General features: G+C 51.6%; 20 protein-coding genes and 2 tRNA genes. 5 read left to right on the top strand and 17 right to left on the bottom strand.

Going from position 1 to position 24659, the window contains the following annotated elements:
* Positions 1–2 precede the first annotated feature (2 nt).
* From IPM50_00535 to IPM50_00605, 15 genes are all read right to left on the bottom strand, one after another.
* On the bottom strand, positions 3–1046 hold the full coding sequence (locus IPM50_00535) for a polysaccharide biosynthesis protein (protein QQS34429.1): 1044 nt from the start codon (positions 1044–1046) through the stop codon (positions 3–5).
* A 75-nt stretch (positions 1047–1121) separates the two neighbouring features.
* A complete protein-coding gene (locus IPM50_00540) occupies positions 1122–2006 on the bottom strand; it encodes an SDR family oxidoreductase (protein ID QQS33105.1) in 885 nt (294 codons plus the stop codon).
* Entirely contained in the window at positions 1996–2967 is a 972-nt protein-coding gene (locus IPM50_00545; GenBank protein QQS33106.1) for a glycosyltransferase family 9 protein, read from the bottom strand. The genes IPM50_00540 and IPM50_00545 overlap by 11 nt, the downstream gene beginning before the upstream one ends.
* 121 nt (positions 2968–3088) lie before the next feature.
* Positions 3089–4054: a D-glycero-beta-D-manno-heptose-7-phosphate kinase gene (gene rfaE1 / locus IPM50_00550; protein ID QQS33107.1), complete on the bottom strand. Its 966-nt coding sequence runs from the start codon at positions 4052–4054 to the stop codon at positions 3089–3091.
* A 2-nt stretch (positions 4055–4056) separates the two neighbouring features.
* Complete coding sequence (rfaE2, locus tag IPM50_00555; protein ID QQS33108.1) at positions 4057–5058, bottom strand: D-glycero-beta-D-manno-heptose 1-phosphate adenylyltransferase; 1002 nt, start codon at positions 5056–5058, stop codon at positions 4057–4059.
* A 4-nt stretch (positions 5059–5062) separates the two neighbouring features.
* Entirely contained in the window at positions 5063–6610 is a 1548-nt protein-coding gene (locus tag IPM50_00560) for an oligosaccharide repeat unit polymerase (protein QQS33109.1), read from the bottom strand.
* A 14-nt stretch (positions 6611–6624) separates the two neighbouring features.
* Positions 6625–7302, bottom strand: coding sequence for a methyltransferase domain-containing protein (locus tag IPM50_00565; protein ID QQS33110.1), 678 nt, complete (start codon positions 7300–7302; stop codon positions 6625–6627).
* On the bottom strand, positions 7299–7760 hold the full coding sequence (locus tag IPM50_00570) for a hypothetical protein (GenBank protein QQS33111.1): 462 nt from the start codon (positions 7758–7760) through the stop codon (positions 7299–7301). The genes IPM50_00565 and IPM50_00570 overlap by 4 nt, the downstream gene beginning before the upstream one ends.
* A 74-nt stretch (positions 7761–7834) precedes the next feature.
* Positions 7835–8824: an oligosaccharide flippase family protein gene (locus tag IPM50_00575; protein QQS33112.1), complete on the bottom strand. Its 990-nt coding sequence runs from the start codon at positions 8822–8824 to the stop codon at positions 7835–7837.
* Positions 8817–10055, bottom strand: a complete 1239-nt coding sequence (locus tag IPM50_00580) for a glycosyltransferase family 4 protein (protein QQS33113.1) — start codon at positions 10053–10055, stop codon at positions 8817–8819. The genes IPM50_00575 and IPM50_00580 overlap by 8 nt, the downstream gene beginning before the upstream one ends.
* The gene (locus IPM50_00585) at positions 10033–10962 is read right to left on the bottom strand and encodes a glycosyltransferase family 2 protein (protein QQS33114.1); all 930 of its coding nucleotides are present in this window, start codon (positions 10960–10962) and stop codon (positions 10033–10035) included. The genes IPM50_00580 and IPM50_00585 overlap by 23 nt, the downstream gene beginning before the upstream one ends.
* A gap of 6 nt (positions 10963–10968) precedes the next feature.
* On the bottom strand, positions 10969–12063 hold the full coding sequence (gene gmd / locus IPM50_00590) for a GDP-mannose 4,6-dehydratase (GenBank protein ID QQS33115.1): 1095 nt from the start codon (positions 12061–12063) through the stop codon (positions 10969–10971).
* A gap of 2 nt (positions 12064–12065) precedes the next feature.
* Positions 12066–13049 (bottom strand): GDP-L-fucose synthase, encoded by a 984-nt coding sequence (locus IPM50_00595; GenBank protein ID QQS33116.1) that lies wholly within the window; start codon positions 13047–13049, stop codon positions 12066–12068.
* Between the two features lie 20 nt (positions 13050–13069).
* Positions 13070–15544, bottom strand: a complete 2475-nt coding sequence (locus tag IPM50_00600; protein QQS33117.1) for a polysaccharide biosynthesis tyrosine autokinase — start codon at positions 15542–15544, stop codon at positions 13070–13072.
* A gap of 12 nt (positions 15545–15556) precedes the next feature.
* Positions 15557–16498 carry an SLBB domain-containing protein gene (locus IPM50_00605; protein QQS33118.1) on the bottom strand — a complete coding sequence of 314 codons (942 nt, stop codon included), beginning with the start codon at positions 16496–16498 and terminating at the stop codon, positions 15557–15559.
* Positions 16499–16647: 149 nt separating this feature from the next.
* Here IPM50_00605 and mutS point away from each other — a divergent pair, with 149 nt between their 5' ends.
* From mutS to IPM50_00630, 5 genes are all read left to right on the top strand, one after another.
* Positions 16648–19317, top strand: coding sequence for a DNA mismatch repair protein MutS (gene mutS, locus IPM50_00610; protein QQS33119.1), 2670 nt, complete (start codon positions 16648–16650; stop codon positions 19315–19317).
* 109 nt (positions 19318–19426) lie between these two features.
* A complete protein-coding gene (locus IPM50_00615) occupies positions 19427–20518 on the top strand; it encodes a glycoside hydrolase family 3 protein (protein ID QQS33120.1) in 1092 nt (363 codons plus the stop codon).
* A gap of 18 nt (positions 20519–20536) precedes the next feature.
* Positions 20537–22084 carry an ABC transporter substrate-binding protein gene (locus tag IPM50_00620; GenBank protein ID QQS33121.1) on the top strand — a complete coding sequence of 516 codons (1548 nt, stop codon included), beginning with the start codon at positions 20537–20539 and terminating at the stop codon, positions 22082–22084.
* 62 nt (positions 22085–22146) lie between these two features.
* A tRNA-Gly gene (locus IPM50_00625) sits at positions 22147–22221 on the top strand.
* Between the two features lie 89 nt (positions 22222–22310).
* Positions 22311–22385 (top strand) — tRNA-Cys (locus IPM50_00630).
* Positions 22386–22389: 4 nt separating this feature from the next.
* On the opposite strand, the gene IPM50_00635 is transcribed toward IPM50_00630, so the two are convergent.
* Positions 22390–23442, bottom strand: a complete 1053-nt coding sequence (locus IPM50_00635; protein QQS33122.1) for a 2-oxoacid:ferredoxin oxidoreductase subunit beta — start codon at positions 23440–23442, stop codon at positions 22390–22392.
* A gap of 147 nt (positions 23443–23589) precedes the next feature.
* Positions 23590–24492, bottom strand: a complete 903-nt coding sequence (locus IPM50_00640) for a peptidase inhibitor family I36 protein (protein ID QQS33123.1) — start codon at positions 24490–24492, stop codon at positions 23590–23592.
* Positions 24493–24659: the final 167 nt, after the last annotated feature.

A 24659-nucleotide genomic window follows, 5' to 3' on the forward strand; every position in this document is an offset into this window, starting at 1 on the left:
GCTTAAGCCCGTTTCAAAAACTGGCGGATCTCCTCGGTTGATGCGGAAAGCAGTTCGCGAAGTGCATCGTGGTCCAAATTGTTGTCCCGGGATGAATACTCGACCTCAAGCGCCTGCTCAGCATCGGCTATCCTTCTGAGTTCCGGCAGAACAGGCTGAATGACATAGTAGTCGCCCTGACTAACGGTGCGGAAACACTCCTCTTCGGAAACCATGATCTCATGCACCTTTTCGCCCGGGCGGATACCCGTAAAGTGAATCGGCAGGTCTTTGCCATTCAAAAGCACTTCGGCGACATCGGTGATCTTTGCGGACGCTACCTTTGGAACGAATGTCTCGCCTCTGCCGGGGCTCTTCACAGCTTCAAAAACCGTATCGACCGCCCTTTCGAGGCTCAAAAGGAACCTGGTCATCTCGGGCATGGTAACCGTGACAGGAACGCCCTTTTCTATCTGTTCAAGAAAAAGCGGAATGATGGAACCGCGCGACGCGATGACGTTTCCGTATCGGACGCAATTTAAGTCGATATCTTCAATATCTCGATTGGCCTCGATAAAAATGCGTTCCTGAATGGCCTTCGTCATTCCCATGACGTTGATGGGTTTACAGGCTTTGTCGGTGGAAATGCCGATCACCTTCTTGACGGAGGAGCCCCTCTGAGCGACGGCGTTGACAAGATTGTGAGCTCCGTTGATGTTGGTCTGCACAGCCTCAAACGGGAAATACTCGCACGAAGGTACCTGCTTCAATGCAGCAGCGTTAAATACAATGTCTATGCCATCGACCGCTCGTTTTACGGCATCAGCGTCCCGAACATCACCGATGCGAAAATTCAGCACGTCGGCCGCGTTTTCATAGATCACTTCATCGGTTGCATGTTTGCGATGCATAAAGTCAAGCCGCATGTAGTGCTGCTTGGCTTCATCACGCGAAAAGACGGTCACTCTCTCAGGCTTTCCGTCGCGGCCGCTCAGTATACGCCTTACTAGGGTTTTCCCAAGCGATCCAGTTCCGCCGGTCACCAAAATTCTTTTGCCCTCAAACATTGCCATCTGTTGTCACTTGTATGTGGAAAATTAGGATTCTAACACTCGTCATGGCTGCAGAGAAACGTTCCCGCTTCACCGATGTGCCGTATCGTATTCAGTCGGATCAGCTGCCATAGCCCGGATCATCTCATCCCAATCCGGAATGGCGATACCCGTGGCATTTGTAAACAGAGTCGCATCCAGGCTGCGGTCGATCACCGGTTCGTCTGTGGGTTCTAAAGAGGCACCTGCACCGTAGGCGGCATTCAGCTTATTCAAAAGGTCAAATTTCGAGATCGGCGAACTCGCGACATGATAGACGCCTGAGATGTTGTTATGGGAAGTGATCAATTGCCGGACGACGTTGGCAAACACAATTGTCGGCATTCCGGAATAGATAGCTTTGGTATAGCCCTGAACCGAACCTCCGCGATTTCGAAGGAACCATTCGACCAAACTATGCCTTGTGTTCAGTTCACGGCCGATGATAGACGTTCGCAGAGTGAGACAATGTTGATCCGTCAGCTCGCCCAGCAATTTGCTGCGTCCGTAGAGATCTTCCGCGTCGGGTTTGTCAGATTCCTTGTAATTTCCTTTTCGCCCACTGAATACACAGTCAGTTCCGATCGTAATGACCCGAGCGTCAACATTCTTGCCGATCGCCGCCAACCTATGCGGAAAAGCGGCGTTGACCTCGATCAGACCGGCCACGTCATTCGCCTCAGGTACTTGTTTGATGATGCCGGCGGCGTTAATTATCAAATTAGGCTTGATCTTTTGAAGAGCCTCTGCAAGATCATCGCCGAAGAGGATATTGTCCACGACTTCGATTCGATCTTGCGGAAAAATGCTGCGCGGCAAGTTAGTTGCGCGACTAGCACGCACGAAGGCCCAAACGTCGTTGTCCTGTCTCAAGACCTGCACGAGCTTATGCCCGAGCATGCCGTTCGCCCCAATTATCGCGATCCTATTTGTCACAATTTCTTCGTAACGTATCTTTGCACGCTGATACGACTTCCTCCGGCTCTATTAGTTTCAGGCACAATGCATCGTTGTGGCAATGCGGCACGCGGCAGCCCTCACATTCTACATTGCGGCGAAATACCGTATTCGAATTGCCGAATGGATACCAGGCGCCTGCCCAATCGATCGCGGCAAATATCGCAACACAAGGCGTTCCCATCGCGGCGGCAAGATGCATCGGCCCGCTGTCATTTCCCAGAAACATTTCGCAACGGCCAAGCAATGCGGCCGTTTCCCTGACGCTGAGACTGCCCGCGGCAACCGCGCCGATCCCGCACCTGTCAACGATCAACTCGCCCGCATGTCGGTCATCGGGACCGCCTGTAATGACGGGAAAGACATTCTCATCGGCAACTAACCTTTGAAGCACAGCGATGTAGCGGTCTATCGGCCACACTTTTGAAGGCCACTTGCTTCCCGGCGAGATGCCGATAAGCCGCCGGCCATCCAGACCGGACAACACCTGTTCCTCTATGAAAGTCTCCGCTGCACCCTGTTCGGCTTCAGAGAGCAGCAGATCCGTATCCTCGATCGCATTTGTCGGGACATTGATGCCTGATGAACGAACTACGTCTAGAAGATATTCCGCATCGCGTTCGAGGACAGGTGAAGGATGGCCGCATTTGGTTGACAGCCACTTTGACCGTGCATACTCAAAACCGAGGCACTCTTTTATTCCGGCCAGGCGAAAAAAACGCTCGTCGCGATACATTTGCGTCACCGTTCGAACCCTCGGCATCAAATAGAAGACGCTGTCAAAACGCTTGATCCTAAGTTTCGCCAAAAGAAGCGCCGCCGAAGCGGCAAATCCTCCGCCCGCCTTGTTCGGGTAATGTATAAATTTGTCGATCAGTCCGACGGGCGGCAAGACGTGCTGTGCAGAAAGGAAACCATTTCGATCAGACCCATTCGTCATTAATGTAATGGACGCTTCCGGAAAGTGCTTCCTAATGGCCCACAATGCCGGCACCGCGGCAACGGCGTCGCCTAGGTGCCCGGTGCGGAATATTAAAATTCGCTTTGAACGAGACACACGCTCATGCATCGAACTCGGCACCTCTGAGGTCGTCCAAACGAATGTGTGTAGTGCCGACGGACTCAACGACAATTCCCGCCGCGACATTAGCGAGCCGGCTCGCAGTAGCCAGATCCGCACCGGCCGCGATACCGGCGGCCAATGTGGCGATAACGGTGTCACCGGCACCTGTCACGTCAAAGACGCGGCGCGCAGTCGTTGGCAAATGAAGGACCGAATCGTGCTCGAAAAGCGACATGCCGTCCTCACCGCGAGTGACAAGGATCGCCTTGCAGTCAAGTTCGGAGAGCAGCTTCGATCCTGCCCTTGAAACAAAATCTGGTTCGGCCTCTGAAATACCGCACGCATCGGCGGCCTCGTGGCGGTTTGGCGTCAGGATCGTGGCTCCTCGATATTTACTGTAGTCCTTGCCTTTTGGGTCAATGAGTACAGGCTTTCGAAGCGTATTAGCTTTATCTATCAATGCAGACAGAACTTTCGTTGTAAGGAGTCCTTTTGCATAGTCGGAGACGACAACAGCGTCACATTTCTCGAGCTGACCAGAAAACATGGCGATCACTTCGTCCTCTGCAGCCGCATTGATCGGTTCATTTGATTCCTGGTCGATCCTCGTCACCTGCTGATTGTGAGCAATGACGCGGGTCTTGACCGTAGTGGGCCGATCGTCGCTGCGGATCAATAGTCCGATCCCGACCCCGAGCTGTTCCAACTCGTCCCGAAGCAGACTTCCTTCCTGATCGTTACCGATCGATCCGATCAGTGTAGTTTGTACGCCCAACCCTCTCAGATTCGCCGCTACGTTCGCTGCCCCTCCTACAGCGATCGAAGACCTGGTAAGTCTTACCACGGGGACAGGAGCTTCAGGTGAGATCTTGACCGCGTCGCCCCACCAATAACGATCAAGCATCACATCGCCGATCACTAGGACCGAGGCTTCTGAAAAACTATTCAACAGATCGATGTTCATAGTTATGCGGCAACGGACGCATCTGCGGAATCGAGCATTTCGCACCAAAAGTGAGCGACGGTGATATGAGCTTCTTGAATACGGGCGGTCCTTAACGATGGGACCATTAAGCAGGCGTCACACAAGGACGCGAGCTTTTTGCCTCCGGATCCGGTCATGCCGATCACGCGAGCACCTTTCCTGCGTGCTTCCATTACCGCCGCTATTACGTTCGGTGAGTTTCCGCTCGTGCTGATCGCGATCAGGCAATCGCCAGCCGCGGCGAGCGCTTCTACCTGACGGGCGAAAACCCTCTCAAAATCGTAATCGTTAGCAAGTGCGGTAAGAGCCGATGTATCGGTCGTTAGGGCGATCGCAGGATACGCGCGCCTTTCCCTTTCGAATCGGCCAACTAATTCAGCCGCGATATGCTGAGCATCGGCAGCGCTTCCGCCATTGCCGCAGACAAGTACCTTTTGCCCTTTCATCAAGGTGTCGGAGAGGATTCCGAAACATTTCGCTATGGAATCTCTGCATTCAGCGTCCAGCTGATCCATCACTGAAATATGTTCTTTGAGTGAATCAGAGCCTTCGTCTGAGCCTCTGCCATTGCGGGCAGGCCGATCTTCCGTCATTCTATCGATGATGGCGGATGAAGAATATCCGGGCAGCAAAGGAAGAGAGACGACCTTGCCGCCCCAGCTTTGGACGAGGTCTGCACCGACTATCTCGGTTACCGGCCAGTCGCCGCCTTTGACCAGCACATCCGGCTTGATCTTACGTATCAGCTCCTCGGGTGTTGCTTCGTCAAAGATGATGACCTCGTCGACCGACCTTAGGCCGCTCAGCACTGCCGCCCGATCCACTTGATTCTGGATAGGGCGGTCCGGCCCTTTGATGGAGCGGACCGACCTGTCGCTGTTAAGGCCTACAATTAGTCGGTCCCCGAGCGCCTTGGCACGCTCCAGGAGGTCAATATGACCTGGATGGATAATGTCGAAACATCCATTTGTGAATACGATCATGGGTTTACAAAAGGGCTTTTGGGGGCCTGAAAAAGCCTGCCTTATCTATACGCTTGGCTATAACCATCACGAAAAGTACTCCGACCGACGCCGTGATCAGGAATCTGAACAGCGTGGGAATGATGGTACCGTAAAAACCTTCGTATGAAATACACGTAAGCAGCATTATGTAGATGGAATACTTCCAGATCGATGGAAGTTGCTGCTCTACCAATGCGGAATAGAAAAGCCGTATAAAAATGCCGATGACCAACATGCCGATCGGAACGCCCACCGGTCCGAAATTGCGGAGAAGGTCGCCGATGGGAGTGATCGCAAATGACGTTTCGCCCGTGTTGAAATAGAGATCACTATAACGCCTTGGGTCAGAGGCTGTCGGCTTTTCGGGCCACAACACGCGAGGTATGAAGAACGTCGAAAGCTCGTTAATAATGTTGTTGTCGAGTCCGTAGGCGTCCTCATAAGGCTTCAGCAATTCGTAGTTTGAAACAACCACGCCCACCGTGCTGACGATATCCATTCGTCCAACCAGCGAGGTCGCCCCAAATTCCAGACTCTCAACCGAGCTGGCTCCGCCGACCTCCTCGAAAGTTTGACCAATCTTTTCAATGTATTCGCCCGCCTGCAATTGAGACTCGTCGCCCTTTACCATTCTCAGGGTCGTGCCAAAGATCATCCCCGATATTAGGATAACGATCAGTATTCCGCCGCCGATCGCCATTTGCTTAGCTCTGAATTGACGTCCGGAAAGGATGTACGCAAGTACGATCAGAGCAAATATCTGGATCATCATTCCGCGGTTGCCTGCGAAAATCGACTTGGTAACGCTTGAGCCGACAAGAATTGCAATTACCGGCAGAAAATAGAATTTGAGCTTTTCAGCCCTGAATAATATCAACCAGAGGATAAAACTCCCCTGAAACCAGAATTGCTGCGTCAGAAATAGGATGCCGTCGTACGAAGATATTTCCTCGGCACGCTGGAAACCAAATTTGCCAAGAGTGAACTCTGAAACAGTAATGATCGCTCCGATAGATAGCAAAATAAGCGAAGGGATTATGTATGAGGGGTCGCTCGTTCTTGCTTCAGGAAGCTTTGAACCGAGATACCGGCCGACGCGGCGCCCGATGGACAAAAAATAACCGAGTGCGAGACCGACGAACCCAAGGCCAAGAATGAAGATCGTGAATGGGAGGTCGCTTTGAGGGTCGCGAACAAGATTTATGTAGATCGGATCTGACCAGCCGACCGCGAGAAAGAAACCGCCTAAACAAAAGGCCGGGAAAAAATACGACCATGTCGCAAATATCAACGGGTCCGCGAAAGAAAATCTGCCTTTATGCCAAAGCAGCAATGACGGGAGAATGAACACCGCCCCAAGGCCGATCACCCACGGGATGAGATAGTGATGCGGAAAGGCCTCCAGGACGCCTTGTGCGTACATCAAAGCAAGAGCCGCGCATACCGCCGCTCCGAGCATCAATGCAATGCCCGGCAGCATGCGGTCGCCGGCCAATGAGGGAGAATAGTTTTGTGCCCTTATTTCTCGCATCAAGAAATCGATTCTCAATTGTCGACTTTTCTGCAGATGGCTACAAGTCCGTCCGCCCACTGGCGTGAAAACTTGACGCAAATGTCATTTATTAAATTTACTACTGCTCGGTTCGTGGGCCGGTGTTCGACTCCCAGATCATAAAAATAGAATGACCGAAGCTCAAAGTTGTGGCGCTTCAAAAGAAGTTTCAAGGTCGAATAGGAGTAATACGCAACGTGGTCGGGGTGAACCGGTTCATTGACGCCGCCTTTGCCACGAAGCCCATACTGAAAGAAACGCATTGCACAGTATGCATTGACAGTGGTGATGACAAGGTCGGTTGAAGGGTTCATCAGCCGCCGAATTCCACTCAGAAAACGGCCCGGATCGTTCAGATGTTCAATTATCTCGCCGGCAATTATTACATCGAATTGGGGCTCAAGGCCGACGTTATCGAGGTCGGTCAGATCTCCCTTTATAAGATCGCTAAAACCTGCACATTCAAGAGCCAGCAGGCCGGCGTCATCGGAATCAAGGCCGGTAAGTGATTCAGCAACATCAGCGATCACCGCGTGGAGAAGTGTTCCGTTCCGGATCGACTCTTCTGTGTAGGGCGCATTTGTGCATCCGAGATGAAGGACACGCTGCCCTCGGCAAACCTCGCGTATGAACTCGACGCGCTGAACTAATGAGAGATCTTCCGGGATCATACTTTCTGACCTCTCAAGAATAACCGCCTCAGAACACTCTTGAAAATCTCGATCTCGTCTTGAGCGAAAAATCTCATAATTAGCAAAATACCGCAGAAGATCAGAAATGAAATGGCCGCCTCCGCGATCAAGGAGATCCATCCGCCGGGCAAAAGACCTGACAACACAAAGGACGCGGTCCCCGCCGCCAATGCGGCGATAAGAATCTTTACCGGCAGCAGAAGCCAGAGCGGCAGCAAAACCGTTCCGAAAATGCGCTTCTCAAAGACCACGATCAGAAAGATCAGTACTGAGGAACCTGCAAATCTGCTGAAAGCGATGCCTTCCGATCCGTAGGTCCTGAACAAAAAGATCATCAAGATAGCTGCTGTCAGTGAACTTGCCGCGGTAAATGCGGCATTCAGCCCATATTTTTCATTGCTTTCGGTGAACTGCCAAGCAATTATCGTTGCGCCCATTATCGCAAATGTTGCGGAATGAAAGACAAGGATAGTGTACGAGCGTTCGGCGAAATCGGTGCCGAGCCACAGAGCTAGAAATTCCTGGCCAAACAGGACCGCCCCAAACAGAAAAATGATGACGCACCGACCAATAGCTTGGTGGAAACTTTGTACAGAACCAGCGACTTATCCTTGTCGCCGAGCAGCGAATTTGCGGCCGGGAATACCGCAAGCGAAATGCCTGCAGCAAAACCGAGAAAATGGACTGCAAGTGAAAGCGGGATGGCGTAAAAGGTGAGAACAGAAGTGCCGAATTCCCTTACGATCAGCGACCTCTCAAAGATGAACAAAAGGTTTCCCGCCACTTGATAGAGGATTATGCTTCCGGAGTAGAAAAAGACCTTTCTTCGGATCTGATTCCGTATCGACAGATCGAAGCGAAGCTCCGGCAGCAGGGCTTTTGCCGTCAAAAAAAAGACGATCGCTATGCTTGCGACAGTTATCAGATTCCAAAGGAGCAATGCCTCGACCGTACCTCCATTGAAAGCAATGACCGCGGCACCTGCATTCATACTGACCGCACTAATGTTCGAGATCAGAAGCAACCGATCAAACCGCTGAATGCCCTGTAAAACGTTTTGGTAAACAAGGCTTATCATCGTGAACAAGATCACCATGCCCGCAAGCTGCAGAGATCGGGTTGCGGCCTCGACCTGGTCGTCAGGCAGTGCGAGCAGCTCTACGACCAAAGTGCGGGAGAAAAGCCAGAAAACGATGGCGGCGACAACTCCCAGGATCGCGCTTGCGGCAAGCACCGCCGTTACTGCCTCCGAAATGGCTTTGGTGTCGCCCGCTGCCTTGAACTGGGCTACGTATTTGCCTGCCGCCTTTCCGATGCCGAAAGTGAATGAATAACCGATGAAGCCGAGAGCAAGTGCATAGATGCCGAAGGATGCCGTGCCCAAGCCGCTGACGATGATCGGGGTCACTATAAGGCTAAGGCCAAGCGGCAGCATCCATGAGAGAACGCTAAAAATAGCATTCTTTGCTACGAGCGCTGATCTGCTGTTTGTTTCAGGCATCAGGGTCAAGAGCGTCAGCGTAAGCAGATAAAACGGTATCCGCTGCGATCCGTTCGTCGAACTTCTCTAAGACGAGTTCTTTTGCATTCTTTGAGAGCTCCGAACGGAGTTTTGGGTCATTCGCAAGCCGAATGATCGCGTCGGCAAGTGCACCCGCATCGCCCGGTTCGATGAGAACGCCGGTTTTCATGTGAATGACTGCCTCAGGGATAGAGTTAATATTCGTTGAGATACACGGCAGACCCAAAGCCATTGCTTCGAGCAGAGAGATCGGAAGTCCCTCCAAATAGCTCGGAAGTGCAAATATATCAGCGATGTGATAGAACTTCAGTACATCGATCCTATCGCCCCCTGCCATTGATGATTTTACGAATCGAAACGAATCACCAAGGTCATGATCCGCGACCCTTTTCTGTATTGCGTCGGACGGCAACTCCGGCGTGAGCCACACGAATCGCATCTTTTCTTCTGTCAGGACGATCTGTTGTGCTGCTTCCAAAAATATCCATCGGCCTTTGCGGTCAATGAACTGTCCCACGCAAAGCACCACGGTTTCAGTTTCTGAAAACCCAAATTTCTCGCGAATTCCCTGTCGTTCGTCGGTGAGCATTTTGGCGTCCGCTATCTCGGCAGGGTCGATAGACGTGTAGGTAACGGGGATGAATTCCAAGTATTTTTTAGGCACCCATTGCGCCAGACGCTCCAATGTGTCGCGATTTGCAGCGAACAGTCGGAGCGATCCGGTCGCCAATAGAAACCGAAGCCTGCCTTTCCAAAGCCATCGGCGCCAAAAAGCGCCGTCAACCAGTGTGTTATGGGAAGTTACAAAGACCTTTCCGCCCAATGCACGCAGCAAAGACAGCAACTGCCACGACTGCCAAGGTGCCGTTTCGATATGCACAACGAACAGCTTTGAACCAACTTTCCGAAAATAATTAAGGATCTCAAATTCTGAACGGACCCTTGTAAGCTGCCGACGGATCTTCTCGATGACAGAAGTTGCCTGCGCAAGGTCCAACTTATGTTCCAAGAAGTCGATCTTGACACCTGCCGATGTCAAAAATCCGATGATGTCTGACGATGATCCCCGCGGCAATAGAACCGTAATATCCCATAGCTCGCGAGCATATTTCATTATGGAGATGAGATGGATCTGTGCTCCGCCCCATTCTACGTAATTCCATACATAGAATACTTGCGGTCGACTTTCAGCTGTCTTCTTGTGCGACACTTGACGCATAGATCTCTGATAGCGGCGGTTCCGGCTGGCTTGCTGCCCAGCGTGATTCTTGACTGATCCCAAGGATAACCCTGATGCCGAAGATCACGACCGCAGCAAGGCCCTCGACCTTGTTCGGAGCAACCGCCATCGTAGCATTAAATCGTCGACGCAAGGAGTAAGGGCCGAACGGGTCGGAAAAAAGGCGACGGAACTTTTCGGTCAAGGGCAGATTCCGGAATCCGGACGGCGGGTCGTTCGGTTTGCAAAACACACGTGCCCGCGGTTCGACCAGCAGCTTCCACCCGAGCTTTCTGAGTCGCGGTGTGTATTCTGCATCTCCATACTGAGGGAAACGCTTCGAATCCATCAATCCGGCCTCACGAATTGCGCTTGCAGGAAAAAGCACGCAGTTGCCAACTATCATTTCTACGTACCATGGACTTTTGGGGACCGTCCACACGGTCTGATGAAACCAGTGCCGGTTCCCTCCTTTCCAAAGATCCCATTTAGGCGCGACCTGAAATACTTTATGAGGAGTGCTCCAATCCAAAAGCAGTCCGCCTACGATGCTGCGCTCGTGTCTTTGGCAGCACTCAACGAGGCGGGCAATAGCGCTTCTATCAAAGATGGAATCATTGTTGCACGTAAGAATAAGGTCCGGATCGTCGGCCAATGCCGCCGTTATGCCGCGGTTAGTACCTTCTGTAAACCACAGATCGCCGCCGCCGGCGATGATGTTCACATCCGGAAAGTTCTTCCTAACGGCTTCAGCGGTTCCGTCAGTTGAGCCATCGTCAACAATATAAACACTGACGTCAATTCCCTTTAGGTCGGACCGGAAAATGCTGCTCAGAAATTGTAGTGTCTCGGCTCGGCGGTTGTGAACAGGCGTCACGATTGCCAGTTTCGTATGCATGAGTTCTTACCGGCTATTATTGCTTTCGGCAAGGAGGTCGGCCTCTATCATCAAGGACGCAAGATCTGAGAAGCGGGTCGTTGCCTCCCAACCTAGAAGCCGTTTTGCCTTTGACGCATCGCCGATCAGGCGGTCAACCTCGGTCGGCCTAAAGTACTTTTCATTGATGTCTACGACTAGGTCACCCGCCTTTAGCGTGGTCGAAATACCGAATTCGTTCTCGAGTACAGATGCATCCACGGAATGAACCAGCCCTTGTTCATCAACACCCGATCCCCGCCAATCGATCGCGATACCCAGCCTAAGAAATACAGCTTCAACAAACTCACGCACGGAATGTTCTTCGCCTGTCGCAAGGACAAAATCCTCAGCGGATCCGTGCTGCAGCATTCTCCACATACCGTCGCAAAATTCAGGAGCATAACCCCAATCGCGGCGAGCATTCAGGTTGCCGAGGCTGATGGTGCTTCCCCGCCCCAAAACTAATTGGGCAACGCCACGTGTGATCTTCTTCGTGACGAAAGTGTTGCCCCGCCTCGGAGATTCATGATTGAACAAGATCCCGTTTACGGCAAATATTCCGTAGGCCTCACGATAATTCACTATGGTCCAGTATGCGAAGAGTTTTGAAACCCCATAAGGCGAACGCGGATAGAACGGTGTTGTTTCAGATTGCGGGACCTCCTGTACCAAACCGTACAACTCCGACGTAGAAGCCTGATAGAATTTCACGTGTCTTAGGCCGGTCTCGCGGATCGCATCCAGGAACCGGAGCGTTCCCAAAGCATCCACTTGAGCAGTGTAATCGGGGATCTCAAACGACACCTTTACATGACTCTGAGCCGCCAGATTATAGATCTCGTCAGGCTCGGTCTTATCAAGCAGTCGGTTCAGACTGCTTGGGTCGATCAGGTCGCCGAAGTGAAGAAAAAGGCGCTTGTCGAGTATCTCCGGGTCTTTGTAAAGATGATCAATACGGCCTGTATTAAAAGAGCTGGAACGTCGAATGATCCCATGCACCTCATAGCCCTTTTCAAGAAGAAGCTCTGCGAGATAGCTTCCGTCCTGCCCTGTAATGCCTGTCACTAATGCCTTCTTCATCTTCAGTATTTTCGACTCGATGTTCGCAAGATCGTATTGTCTTTCAATGTATAAAGTTTATATACCTCTTCAAGCCCGGCCCTTAGTTCGACGTCAGGTTTCCAGCCTAGAGAATTAATACGGCTGCTGTCCATCAGCTTTCTGTGAGTACCGTCAGGTTTCGAGGTGTCGTAAACGATCTCTCCATTAAATCCCGCGATATCCGAGATCATGATACTGAGCTCACTGATGGAAACCTCTTTGCCGGTTCCTACGTTCAAATGGGATATCCCTGAATCATAAATATCCCCCGCTTCAATACGCTCTATCGCAAAAACGATAGCGTTCGCGAGGTCACTGACATGCATGAATTCGCGGAGCGGACGGCCTGTGCCCCAAATAGTGACCTTAGATTCACCTTTTACCTTTGCCGCATGGATCTTGTTGATCAATCCAGGTATAACGTGCGATGTCTCGGCATCAAAATTATCATTTGGGCCGTATAGATTGGTAGGCATCAGCGAAAAGAAATTATCTCCGTACTGACGATAATAATTCTCGCAAAGCTTCAAGCCGGCGATCTTGGCTATAGCATATGGTTCATTTGTCGCCTCCAACTCGCCCGTTAACAGATCCTCTTCTCTCATTGGCTGTGATGCGGCCTTCGGATAAATGCAGGAACTTCCCAGGAAGATCAACTTTTTGACGCGAGCTTCATGGGCGGCGTTTATAACATTGGCCGCAATCATCAGATTCTGATATAGAAACTCGGCTCGGTAGGTATCGTTCGCGAGAATTCCGCCTACGCGAGCGGCCGCTACGATAACTACATCGACAGCATTCGCCGTGAAAAAGTCATTTGTCTGCTTTTGGTCGACAAGATCCAATACGCCTGAAGTGGGAGCGATCATGCCGCCTACCCTTTCGGATCTGAGGCGTTCGCAAACAGCGCTCCCAACCAACCCGGAACCGCCAAGGATCAAGACCTTTTTATCCTCAAGATCCATTTAAAAACGCAGAACGCAGATCAGGCTTCGTCGCTCTGGCCGTAACCGCCCTTGTGATAGTAGCTCTGGTAGTAGTAGTAATTGTCCTTCGTGTTGAGGTTGACGTTATTCAATACGACACCGAATACCTTTGCCCCGATCTCGTTCAGAAGCATACGTGATTTCTTCACCACTTGCCTTGAACTGACGCCGGCGTTTACGACCAAGATCACGCCGTCCACCATAGACGCGATAAGAACTCCGTCAGTGAATGACGCTATCGGAGGCGAATCGAGAACAACGTGCGTGAACTTGGTCCGCAGCATATCCAACAGTAGGGCCATCTGCTCAGAACCGATCAGTTCGGCAGGATTCGGCGGGATCGGCCCCGAAGGCATCACATGGACGCGAGTCGTTTTATCAACCAAAATGGCTGCGTCAACTTCTGCGTCGCTGAGTTCGTTCGCCAGCAGGTTACTGAGTCCCGCTTTGTTCTCCATATTGAATACAGAGTGCAGCCGAGGACGACGCATATCAGCATCGATGATCAGTACTTTGGCTCCTGTTTGGGCCAGACTTATCGCTGTGTTCGTTGCTGTCGTGGTCTTACCTTCAGCCGGCAGGCTCGAGGTAATGAGAAGCATTTTTGGCGCGTGGCCCGCGGACGATAACAGGATCGAAGTTCTTAGATGGCGATAAGCTTCTGCCAACGCGGAACGAGGGTCTGCGCTAATAAGGAGAGGCGAACCCGGCGGTGCTTCCTCGCCTTCCCCGCTTCCGACAAGCAATAGCTTCCGTTTTGGTAGCGAGTCCACGGTCGGTATAGCAGCCAGAGCCGGAAGCTGCAGATAGCTCTCGATCTCTTCCACAGAACGAATTGTGTCGTCTAGGTATTCGAGGAAAAGTGCCAGCCCCATACCGAAAACCGTTGAAAGCAGAAGTGCCAGCGACACAGTCATTAATCGCCGCGGCGAAACAGCGGTTTCCGACGGAATGGCAATTTCAATGACGCTAATGTTGTTGTCTGAGCCTTGGGCCGCAACGTCGTTGCCGCTTACCTGCTTTCTTAGGTTGTCAAGAAAACCCTTGTTCGTGTCTATATTCTGCTGCAACAGCTTGATATTGACAGCACTCTGATTCTGAGCCTGCGCCTCGTTATATTGCTTCTCAAAATCTGCCCTGATCTTATCTTCTTGGCTCTTTGCCTGAAGATATTTGGTCCGCAGGTTTTCGAGCATGCCCTTCGAAGTGCGTTTTCTATACTCCGCAAGGTCTGCATTGAATTTGGCGGCGGCTCGGTCTATTGAGTCCTCGTAACTCTTGAGCTGGGCGTCAATTTCCCGGATCTCGGGGGCGCCTTCCTGAAACTCCTGCAGTTTCGAAGCTCTGAGCTGACGCAGGTCGGCCATCTTCTTCAGGATATCTGCTCTGAAAACGCGGATATTGTTCTCCTGTTCCGTGATGAACCGCGCAGACTGCTCCTCAGCAAGCGCGTTTACCTTGTCCGGAGAATTAGCCACGGCGAGGTAATTCGCCTCGGCATTTTTTCGCTGATTTTCTGCCTCCAGCAGCTGTTTATTCAGCCCCGACAATCGGTCGATGACAATGGTCTGCTCGCCTTCGGTTTTCAGGATGCCCGCGTTCTGCGTCAGGTCAACGAGCTTTTCCTCGTCCCTTTGAACGTCGGCCTGAAGGTTTGCAATGCGTTCCTGAAGGAAGTCATTCGTCTTGCGGCTGGTGCCCGAACGCTTCTCTTGATTCAGTGTTGTGAACGTTCCTGCAATAGCATTCGAAACGAACGCTGCTACCTCAGCACTCGTGTGCCTGAACGTAATATCGATCAAACGGGTGTCCCGCACGGATGAACGAGTTTCTCTTACAGGCTCCACATCCAGATTCCTCTTGATGAAATCTACAAATGGTGCGAGTTTTATCGCTTCCTCAATCTCCTCTGTGGTTGCAAGGCCGTCTAAAGAAGGCAGTTGGGTTGATGAAGATGTTTTGCCGTCCGCACTTGTTGCTAAACCCAACGTTCGCAAGATCGAGTTCAAGGCAGAGCCGGTCGATTCTTCTTTCGCGGATAGGAAATCTTTGTTGTTTTCGAGGTTGTTCTCCTTAATGACCCTGCGCAAAAGGCCGTCGCTGCGTAATAGCTGAAGCTGAGTATTAAAGTATGCCGGATCCGGGTTCGAGATCGGCCTGGCCCTATCGGAGGTCACCAATTCGGGGTTTACCTGCTCCAGATCGACCTGAACAACGGAGCGCGAGGCATAAACGTTCGGCTTGCGAGCCATGTAGATCGCGGTCAAAGTGGTGATCAACGCGGCAAGGCCTATCACCAGCCACAAACGCTTTCTGATCGCTCTCCAATAATCAAGAAGGCGAAAATCCGCCGCTGCAGATTCGCCGCGATATGACGGATACTGTCCGGGAACGGCAGGCCTGTAATCGAAGGGCCGCTCAAGCTCAAGATTGTCAGCCGGTAGATTTTTTGTAATGTCTCGCGATTCTTGCATGCCGGTAGTTAATTACGGTATTCGATAGATCGCGCTCGGGATCGACGACCTTAGCGAGTTTGCGACTCCCTGAAGTATGGATTTGACCCTGTCCTCACTAACGGCAACTATGTCGTTCGGTTCAAGGAACGGATCATTGATCTTGCCTTTGTCTATCTGGTTGAGGTCCAGAATGATCTCTTGCCGCTCAAGTGAGCCCTGAGTTTGCCGAAGAATACGGACGCGGTCTTTTTTCGCCGTTGGTTTTAAACCTTCGGACGAGGCAAGGGCCTGCGTCAATGTAATAGGCTCGCGAACACGGATCGATCCTTGTTTATTTACGTTTCCGTAAACATAGATGATGTCCGCGTCGAGAACGGAGACAATGTCGCCGGGCTGAAGCCAAAATGTACGCTTCCCTTCCTGAATATCCCTTATTTTGAAATCAACGACCGCCAGATCGTCATCACCGTCATTTTCCAGCTGACATCCGAATGTGTTTCCGGGTCTCGCAACGATAATCCGCGTGCCGGCCTCTTTATTTGGGCCGCCGGCCATTGCGAGCAATTCAAGCAGATGTACCTTGCGGCTAAGAAAAAAGCTTCCCGGCTTTTCAACAGCACCGATCACGCCGACAGGTTGCGACCGCTGTTCGGCGACCACGACATTCACCTGAGGGTCGCGAAGATATTTTTCCCGATAAGCTTCAGCGATCGCGACGGCCAATTCACGATCCGTCTTGCACACGGCGACGACGGGGTTTTCAAGCCTGAACAGCGTGATCGTTCCTGCAGGGCTCACGGAAACACGCTGGTTCAATTCCGGATGCCGGAATACCTGAATATCGAGAACATCCTGAAATCCGATCCGATATCGGTCTGAGGTGTTCGCTGCCGAACCCGGCATTTGAGCGAAAGAGGCGACCGCCATGAGCGGCAACGTCAAAAGGCCCAATAAAGCTCTAAAATCGAACATACGAAAACTACGGTAAATATATGGCCCGCGACCCAATACGGAAAAACAATTTCCGAAAACAAACAGCAATGTTATCAAATGCGGTATGCTTTTGAAACAAGAGTTTTGAAAGAAAAGCCTATTTCGATAAACTCGAAACAAAGCCAGCAATGCCTCCATCAGAATCCGTAACGCCGATGCTTCGGCAGTATCTTGAAATAAAGAAGCAATATCCGGGCACCATTCTTTTCTTTCGTCTCGGCGACTTCTATGAGATGTTCAACGAAGACGCGATAGTTGGCTCTCGCGAATTGGAGATCACGCTTACAGCGAGGCATAAGGACTCCCCAAATCCAATACCAATGTGCGGTGTTCCCTATCATTCAGCATCAGGCTACATCGCTCGCCTTGTCAGGAAAGGCTATCGGGTTGCCATATGTGAACAGACCGAGGCGCCGGCAAAAGGCAAAAAGCTGGTTAATCGCGAGGTTGTCAGGGTAATTACGCCCGGAACCGCTATCGACCCACAGCTTATCGAATCTAAGGAGACGGTTTACCTTGCTTCGGTCTGCGAGATCAGCGATAGTTTCGGACTCGCAGTTTTGGAAATGTCGTCAGGAAATTTTTTTGCCGCTGAATTCTCCGGAACCGGAGCTTGGAATCGCGTTTGCGACCAATTGGACGGCTTTGGCCCGAAGGAACTCCTGTTTCCGGCGGATATGGGGCCGCGGTTGTCCGGGATCATTTTGGTTGAAACGCCCTCCATGTTCGGAGAAACTCAAGTAGATCCCATATCGGCCGAAGTTCGTAATGTAACCGGCTTGTCGTTGGAACAACGATATTTTGACGTGAACGAAGCGGAACGTTTGCTTTTGAAACAGTTTGCTGTCGCTTCACTTGAGTCTTACTCACTTTCGGGGCGTCCGGCCGCAGTGGCGGCCGCCGGGGCATGCCTGCGATATGTTCAGGAGACACAGAAGGCAGCTGCAGAGCACATCTTTGAGATCTCCTATATCGAGGCCCTTGATTCTATGGTCCTCGACTCATTGACCCTCAGAAATCTGGAGATCTTCAGTTCCCGCGGTGACACATCAAAGGGCTCGCTGTTTGCGACCATTGATGAAACTGTAACGGGAATGGGGGCAAGATTGCTGAAAACTTGGCTGCAGCGGCCTTCCCTTAAGCGAAGTGAGATCCAAGCACGATCATCGGCAGTCGCAGAACTTGGTGATTCGCTTCTCCGTGATAGTTTGCGAAACAACCTGAAGAAGGTTGCAGACATAGATCGCCTTGTCGGCAGAATTAATCTTGGAACAGCGACTCCCAGAGATGTCGTCTCGCTCAGATCTTCGTTGAGGAATGCACCCCAGATCCGCGATCTGATCTCGGATGCCGGATCAATGCTGCTCCAAGTGCTCGGTGAGAACGTAAAGGATCATTCGGCCTTGGTTGACCTTCTTGAGCGTTCGATCAACGATGAGCCCCCTGCCTCGGTAAACGATATGGGCGTTATCCGAGACGGATTCAATGCGGAGCTTGATGAATTGCGAAGGATCGCGGGGTCCGTAAAATCATCCATTGCCGAATTCGAAGGCAGGGAGCGTGTCAGGACCGGCATTCCAAATCTTAAGATCCGCTATAACAACGTTTTTAACTACTACATCGAAGTTTCGAAAGCCAACCTCGAAAAGGTGCCGGACGACTATCATCGACGCCAGACGCTTGCCAACGCGGAACGATACACAACACCTCAGCTGAAAGAGTGGGAAGACAAGGTTCTCAATGCAGAGGATCGGATGCTTCAGTTGGAAGTCGAACTTTTCCAGCAAGTTAAAGAAGCGATCCGTCGCGACACGAGAGAGCTGCAGACAACGGCGAGGGTTTTCGCCACCATCGACTCACTGTGCTCACTTGCGGAGACGGCAGTCAAGCGAAACTACGTCTGTCCGGAGATACACGACGGAGATGCTATCGAGATACGCAAGGGTCGTCATCCTATTGTTGAATCCGCGTTGGGCGATAGCTTTGTTTCGAATGACATTTTGCTGAACAACTCGACGGACCGTCTGCTGATCATCACCGGGGCGAATATGGGCGGAAAATCGACTGTTCTCCGTCAAACCGCTCTTATCCAGATCCTCGCGCAGATCGGATCGTTCGTTCCGGCATCTTTTGCAAGGCTGCCTATTGTCGATCGCGTTTGGACACGTGTAGGGGCCTCGGACGACCTTGCGTCGGGCCGCTCAACGTTCATGGTAGAGATGACCGAAACTGCGTCCATACTGCGAAACGCAACGCCCAGAAGCTTGGTGATCTTGGACGAGATCGGCAGAGGGACGTCCACGTTCGACGGTATGGCGATAGCTTGGGCGGTAGCGGAGTATCTGCACAATTCGCCTGATCATTCCGCCAAGACAATGTTTGCGACACATTATCACGAACTGACGGAACTCGCCGATATGCTACCCGGTGCGAAAAATTATCAGATGGCCGCAACCGAGCGTGAGAACGAGGTCGTGTTCCTCCATAAGCTTCAGCCCGGCAAAGCGTCAAAGTCATATGGAATTGCTGTTGCGAAGCTGGCGGGACTGCCCCAAAAGGTCATACAGCGCGCAGATGAGGTGTTAGAGAAGCTGGAGAAGTACGAGTTGGCGGTCTTTGAGGGCGAATCGCCCTCTGGTTTCTCCAAAGCGGCCGCGGGAAAGGCTGCCGTACAAAGTTCACTCTTTGCCATGGTAAATGAAGCTGCGATCGATGAACTAAGGGCTATCGACATTGAGACGTTGAGTTCTGAGGAGTCCAAGAAGGTCTTGGCCAGCGTCAAGTCCAAGATAATGTAACAGCAGGAAGAACATGATTTGGATCATCACTGACGCACAGTTGAGTAAATTTTCATTTCCCTCGGCGACTTGGTAAACTTACGTCTGCTCGCATAATTTTCTCTTCGTTGTGGAAACTGCCAACAGTAACAATCTTAACGTCGGAAAGCATTTCCTGGTCGGATTGCCCGGGGCTGAACTGGACCCGGCGGCGACTGATCTGCTAGATGAGGTCCGCCCGGGCGGCGTGATCCTGTTCGCGAGGAATATCAAAAGCTGTGAACAGACCCGCCTGCTGCTTGACGAGATCGTTGGTAAGCTTGGCTATCGTCCGCTGATCGCGGTTGATCAGGAAGGCGGACTCGTGGACAGGCTGAGGAGAGTTCTTTCTCCCTTACCAGCCGCGGCGAAGATGCTCTCGGCCGACGATGCCCGGCGTCTTGGCCGGCTGGCAGGCGAGCCTTTGTCGATACTTGGATTTAACCTCGATCTGGCTCCTGTCGTTGATGTGATGGATGGCTCCCGGTCAGATCGCTCAAATGGACTTTATTCACGCATTTTCGGCGATTCGAAGGAGCAGGCGTCAGAATTTGCAGAAGCTTTCATAACCGGCCTAGCCAAGTTTGGAATTTTGGGCTGTCTGAAACATTTCCCGGGGCTTTCGGCCGCACGTGTAGATTCGCACGAAGAATTGCCGGTGGTCGATATCGACCGGGAAGAACTTGATGAGATAGACCTATTTCCCTATCGGCGGCTCCTCGATCGTGACCGCTGTGCGGTGATGATCGGTCATGCCGTCTACCCGAACACGAACTTGCAGGCAATTCGCCCGGATGGCAGACTTTTACCTTCGTCCCTTGACGACGGCATCGTCAATGGCCTTCTGAGGCGTGACCTTGGATTTGATGGCCTCGTGATCACAGACGACCTTGAGATGGGTGCGATCGTCAATACATACGGTATTGGGGACGCTTGTGTGAAAGCAATGAATGCCGGGAACGATATGCTGGCGATCTGTGCAAAGCCGCAATCAATACTCGCCGGTTTCCGCGCGGTACAAGCCGCTGCTGATAGCGGCGACATATCTGGCGACGTGCTCACAGCCTCTTCGGCCCGGATCGAGCGGTTTGGACAAAATATTGCTGAACCTCGGCAGTTCGACGAAAGTAGGCTGAATGAGATCGCAAGAGAAATTGAAGACTTTGCCAGAGGCGTTGAGTAGATGTTTGGAGGAATGCCGGTGAAAAGACTGTTGATCTTGTTTGTTATTGCTGCGACCGCATTTGCTGCTGGATGCAGGAGAAATAACTCGGAATTTGTAACTGTGGCCCTGTCGGACGCGTTTTCGACCTTCGATACTTTAACAACCGAAAAATCTGATGCGGCTGCTGAGAGGATCAGAAATCTCTTTTTCAACTCGCTTGTTCGGAAGAACGAATCATTTGACTATGTCGGCGAATTGGCGAAAGAGATCAAGGCATCGGACGACGGAAAGTCGATAACCTTTGTTCTACGCGAAGGTGTGAAATTCCATGATGGCAAGGTCCTGAGTTCAGCCGACGTCAAATACACGTTTGACGAACTGTTTCGAACCAAGGGTTACAAGTCGTTTTCTTATTTTGATGTTGTAAACAAGCAGTCCATACCGCACATCACTTCCATCGATACTCCTGACCCGCTCACGATCGTTTTTAACATACAAAAGCCGGCCCTAAAGAATCAGCTATTGTCTAATCTCGTCGCGACCCCGATCATCGCTGAGGGTACTGCGGGGCAGCAGAAGCAGCAGCCCTCCGGGACCGGTCCTTTCAAATTCGTATCCTTTGATGCAAGCCAGAACATCGTTGAAATGGAAGCATTTGCAGATCATTGGGAAGGGGCTCCAAAGGTTGGAAAGCTTCGGATAAAGACGGTCCCGGATGCGAGTGCCCTTCAGGCAGAGCTTCAAACGGGCGGCGTCGATATCGCACCTATGCCGTCCAACCTACCGCCTGATACCCTGAACGCACTCAAGAGCCTTGGAACTTTGAACGTGGAGCAATACGACGGTTCGAACATCCAGTACCTTGGATTCAATACAACGTCACCGCCGCTTGATAATCCTAAAATAAGGCAAGCGATAGGTTACGCCGTTGACCGCGAAAAGATCATTCGCGAACTTTTATCGGGTCAGGCAAAGATCGCAAACTCTATTCTGCCCGAGGCGTCATGGGCATATTCACCGGGAACTGTGTACGCTTATGACCCAACTAAAGCGAAGCAGCTCCTCGCAGAGGCCGGTTATAACAACGAGCCGATAACTTTCAAATTCTCGTCCGGCAATGCTGCATATAGCAGCTATGCCCAAGCGATCCAAAGTATGTTGGTCGCGTCCGGCTTTAACATTCAAATAGAAACACTAGACCCGAACACTATCCGGGAAAATTTGGCCAAAGGCCAGTTTCAGATGAATACGGCCGTGTGGGTCGGCGGAAATCAGGATCCGCTTTTTCTTAAAGATCTCTTTACAACTGCAAAGATACCTTCGGCGGAAGTAGCCTGCTGCAATAGAGCTCGTTACAGCAATCCGGAGGTAGATAAGCTCATCGATGACGCCGTGAATGAAACCGACAGGGTAAAGGCAAAAGAACTGTATGTTAAGGCGTGGGAGATCATAAGCCGGGATCTGCCGCTTTATCCGCTGTGGTATCCGTCGAATATGGTCATTGCGAATAAGCGTATCGGCAACGCGAAGATCGGCCCTAGCGGCGACTGGACGTTTTTGAAGGATATTACTGTGTCGCAGTAGGTTGCGGCCGGAGTGTTCGGCTTGACAAAGAAAGGCCAAAAGGTAGAATAATTATTTGCCACGCGGGAGTAGCTCAGTGGTAGAGCGCAACCTTGCCAAGGTTGAAGTCGCGAGTTCGACCCTCGTCTCCCGCTCCAGTTTGAAAAGGAGAAAGGATAAAGGAGAAAGGAGAAAGTTTCCGGCTTTCCATTTATCCTTTATCCTTTCTCCTTTCTCCTTTGTGATCGGCGGCGTAGCCAAGTGGTAAGGCAGAGGTCTGCAAAACCTTTATTCATCGGTTCGATTCCGATCGCCGCCTCCAATTCCTATCGTAAAAAACTGTTAAGCTTTTCGAGAGCCGCAGAACCCGGACAGAGGACTTCCCTGCCGAGCGAATTGAGCGGCTTTTCTGTCGTGTTCAACAGGTTCTGCAGATCGGGTGCATCTTCGTTGATGTAGAGCAGACCGGTTAGTATCTCGCCTTTGTCTTTTGCACGCTGCATGGCATTGATCGCAGAAAAGCGGTCGAGCGGGTCCCAATCTTTCTGCAGTTTATGGAGGCGAATTTCGGATCCGTCGTGCAGCGTGATATCCGAGATGTCGCCGGCCTCATAATTGGTCGTTATCTCACGCATCATGGGGACAAAGTCCATTGTTCCGGTGACCTCGATGTGTTCGCGAACGTAATCGTAGGATTTCGTCGAACCGGGATTATTGTTGAATGTCACACAAGGCGAGATGACATTAAGGAATGCAAAGCCGTTGTGTCTCATCGCCGCTTTCATCAACGGGATGAGTTGTTCTTTATCACCCGAAAAACTTTGACCGACGAAGGTCGCTCCAAGTTCCATTGCGAGGCTCGCCAGGTCGATCGCCTCAAACAAATTAACGCTGCCCGCTTTACTCTTTGAGCCAGCGTCGGCGGTCGCGGAATCCTGGCCTTTTGTTAGGCCGTAGCAGCCATTGTTCATCACGAGGTAAACCATGTTCAGGTTTCGCCGAATGACGTGCACAAACTGCCCCATCCCGATCGAGGCAGTGTCACCGTCGCCCGAAACGCCAAAATATATTAGGTCGCGGTTCGCGAGATTCGCACCCGTCGCCACCGAAGGCATTCTTCCATGAACCGAATTAAATCCGTGCGAATTCGACAAAAAGTAAGCCGGCGATTTCGACGAACAGCCGATGCCTGAAAGTTTTGCCACCTTGTGCGGTTCGATGTTCATCTGCCAGCACGCCTCAACGATCGCGGCATTGATCGAATCATGTCCGCAACCTGCACAAAGAGTGGACAGCGAGCCCTCGTAATAATCGACCGTGTACCCAAGGTCGTTTTTCGGCAATGCCGGATGTCGAAATGTTGATCTAACGTAGGTCATAAATGAGCGGTTCTATGTAGAGCCCGAAGCTAGTGTAGCTAAACAGAATTATCAGCAAATTCTCCAAGTTTGTCATCTTGGAAAAGAGGAAGAAAAATGGCGGTGCCGTTGCGGCACCGCCGATCAATTAAGATTGGCGATACAAGCCTATCTTGGCTGTGGGATCACAGGCCGCAAAGAGCGAATATTCTGACCGAATCCAAAGATCCCATAGCTCGGGACGCTCTGATTCAGAGTCTGACATCTTCCTGTGAAGTTAGCGCCGGAACATACTTCCCAAACGCCCTTTCCGATCGTAATGCTGCCAACGCGCCGGTTGATGTTGGACTGCTCCGAATTGTAATTGATGACCGTACCGCGGTAATTGTTCTGCGAATACAGAACGATGTACCAGTCAGACCAATTCGGTGTCGGATCCGGCATTGACCAACCGACCGGACGCACCGAAGCGAGGCGGCCGTTCATTCCTATCGACCTGAGGTCCGGAATGCTCTGCGACACCGTCTCGCAGCGACCGGTAAAGTTACCGCCATCGCAAAGCTGCCATGTTCCTCGGCCGATGGTGACGCTGCGAGCGGTTTTGTCCAGCCACGCAACACCGCCCGGAATGTTGGTCGGCGTTCCTCTATAATTTGGCTGAGTGTAGAGAACGATATAGTCATTTGACGTTCCGCCCCCACCGCCGCCCCAACCGGGCATTCCGCCGCGAACCCTTCGCAACGACGAGATCTTGTCGTTCCAATCGTTTTTGCGAAGATCGGCCTCCTCGCCGCTGACGACCGCGCAACGTCCGCCAAAGTCGGCGTGTTCGCAGACCTCCCAGTACTCGCCCCTCGCGACGCGAATACTCGAGATCTCGTCATTGAAGTCTGTTCCATCCAGATTAGAAACGTCGTTCCTATATGTGGCTGAACGGCCTTTGAAGTTACGATCTTTGAACACCGTGATCCCAACACCGCCACCCATTTGGCGCTGAGCAAAAGAGTCGCTAACCGCTGAAAACGCAATTAGGACAGCTGCGAGCAAAGTAGATAATTTTATAAGTTTCATTGATTCCCCCTTTCAGATGTAGTGTTTTTACACTCGGAACGGAAAAGAACGCGATTCACTTCCCCTCCACACAAAGAATAATTCTTGCATTCTTTTTCCGCAAGATACGAACCAGAATCGAAAACGCTGATCACTTACTGCAAAAAGATCTTATCTGCCGGTAAATA

This window comes from Acidobacteriota bacterium (assembly GCA_016700075.1).
GTDB lineage: Bacteria > Acidobacteriota > Blastocatellia > Pyrinomonadales > Pyrinomonadaceae > OLB17.

Coding starts and splice junctions, on each gene's coding strand:
- IPM50_00535 (QQS34429.1), bottom strand. CDS start 1,046: ATGTTTGAGGGCAAAAGAATTTTGGTGACCGGCGGAACTGGATCGCTT.
- IPM50_00545 (QQS33106.1), bottom strand. CDS start 2,967: ATGACGAATGGGTCTGATCGAAATGGTTTCCTTTCTGCACAGCACGTC.
- rfaE1 (QQS33107.1), bottom strand. CDS start 4,054: ATGAACATCGATCTGTTGAATAGTTTTTCAGAAGCCTCGGTCCTAGTG.
- rfaE2 (QQS33108.1), bottom strand. CDS start 5,058: ATGATCGTATTCACAAATGGATGTTTCGACATTATCCATCCAGGTCAT.
- IPM50_00560 (QQS33109.1), bottom strand. CDS start 6,610: ATGCGAGAAATAAGGGCACAAAACTATTCTCCCTCATTGGCCGGCGAC.
- IPM50_00565 (QQS33110.1), bottom strand. CDS start 7,302: ATGATCCCGGAAGATCTCTCATTAGTTCAGCGCGTCGAGTTCATACGC.
- IPM50_00570 (QQS33111.1), bottom strand. CDS start 7,760: ATGGGCGCAACGATAATTGCTTGGCAGTTCACCGAAAGCAATGAAAAA.
- IPM50_00575 (QQS33112.1), bottom strand. CDS start 8,824: ATGCCTGAAACAAACAGCAGATCAGCGCTCGTAGCAAAGAATGCTATT.
- IPM50_00585 (QQS33114.1), bottom strand. CDS start 10,962: ATGCATACGAAACTGGCAATCGTGACGCCTGTTCACAACCGCCGAGCC.
- gmd (QQS33115.1), bottom strand. CDS start 12,063: ATGAAGAAGGCATTAGTGACAGGCATTACAGGGCAGGACGGAAGCTAT.
- IPM50_00595 (QQS33116.1), bottom strand. CDS start 13,049: ATGGATCTTGAGGATAAAAAGGTCTTGATCCTTGGCGGTTCCGGGTTG.
- IPM50_00600 (QQS33117.1), bottom strand. CDS start 15,544: ATGCAAGAATCGCGAGACATTACAAAAAATCTACCGGCTGACAATCTT.
- IPM50_00605 (QQS33118.1), bottom strand. CDS start 16,498: ATGTTCGATTTTAGAGCTTTATTGGGCCTTTTGACGTTGCCGCTCATG.
- mutS (QQS33119.1), top strand. CDS start 16,648: ATGCCTCCATCAGAATCCGTAACGCCGATGCTTCGGCAGTATCTTGAA.
- IPM50_00635 (QQS33122.1), bottom strand. CDS start 23,442: ATGACCTACGTTAGATCAACATTTCGACATCCGGCATTGCCGAAAAAC.
- IPM50_00640 (QQS33123.1), bottom strand. CDS start 24,492: ATGAAACTTATAAAATTATCTACTTTGCTCGCAGCTGTCCTAATTGCG.